Origin of the sequence: Bulleidia sp. HCP3S3_C9 (genome assembly GCF_052064035.1) — a bacterium.
Taxonomy (GTDB): Bacteria; Bacillota_I; Bacilli_A; order Erysipelotrichales; family Erysipelotrichaceae; genus Bulleidia.
In genome coordinates this window covers 1-364 of record NZ_JBQHWJ010000156.1, presented here as the reverse complement: position 1 = coordinate 364, position 364 = coordinate 1, and the positions used below count along the sequence as shown (strand labels likewise).

1 protein-coding gene is annotated in these 364 nt (G+C 43.7%); it reads right to left on the bottom strand.

The features are described 5' to 3' along the window. Positions 1–364 (bottom strand): zinc ribbon domain-containing protein (locus ACTND6_RS11225; RefSeq protein ID WP_441024361.1); only part of this gene is annotated, 364 nt, incomplete at its 5' end.

Sequence of the window (364 nt, the reverse complement as noted above, 5' to 3'; positions counted from 1 at the left end):
CTACAGAACGGAAACAGCGTTTCCTGTTTCCTGCAGAATCGATGTTTTCAATTGTTTCATCTGCCATTCAAGATGTCTGTCATCCAGAAGCCTGATCAGCCTGGATTGCATTTCTTTGTGGCTTTTTGCATCCTTGCAGAGTTTAAGAAGTTCCTTATCTTCCGCACGGTTTCTGATGTTTACTGCACCAACGTGGTCGGCATCATCCTCATAGCCACAGCATCCACATTTGAAGAGCTTACTGTTAACTATGCTGCGGTTTTCTGCATTACGATAGCTGCAGATTGGGCATGTCTGACTTCTAAAATCTGGCGGTATTTGTACATAGTCATATCCATACCAGTTGAGTTCAGACATGAGCTTC